A 264-nucleotide genomic window follows, 5' to 3' on the forward strand; every position below is an offset into this window, starting at 1 on the left:
GCGAGGTCTACCCGAATGTGCGCCTGACCATCCGGGAGATGCCCTCAGCCTCCCAGGCCAAGGCCTTGTTGGCCGGCGAAGCCGACATCGGCTTCATGCGTAAACTGCCGATGCCGCCCGACATCATCGCATCGCGGCTGTTGCTGAACGAGCAGATCATCATGGCCCTGCCGGCCAGCCACGCCAAAGCGCAGCAGCCCCTGGTCGACCTGCGCGACTTCGCCGAAGAGGACTTCGTGTTCACCCCGCAAGCCCTGGGCAGTG

The 264-nt window shown here is 65.2% G+C and carries 1 protein-coding gene; it reads left to right on the forward strand.

Annotated features, from left to right (window positions below; genetic code table 11):
* Nucleotides 1–264 (forward strand): LysR substrate-binding domain-containing protein (locus SB765_RS30550; protein WP_410932607.1); only part of this gene is annotated, 264 nt, incomplete at both ends.

Origin of the sequence: Pseudomonas sp. SIMBA_067, from assembly GCF_046534675.1 — a bacterium.
In the GTDB taxonomy this organism is placed as follows: Bacteria; Pseudomonadota; Gammaproteobacteria; order Pseudomonadales; family Pseudomonadaceae; genus Aquipseudomonas; species Aquipseudomonas putida.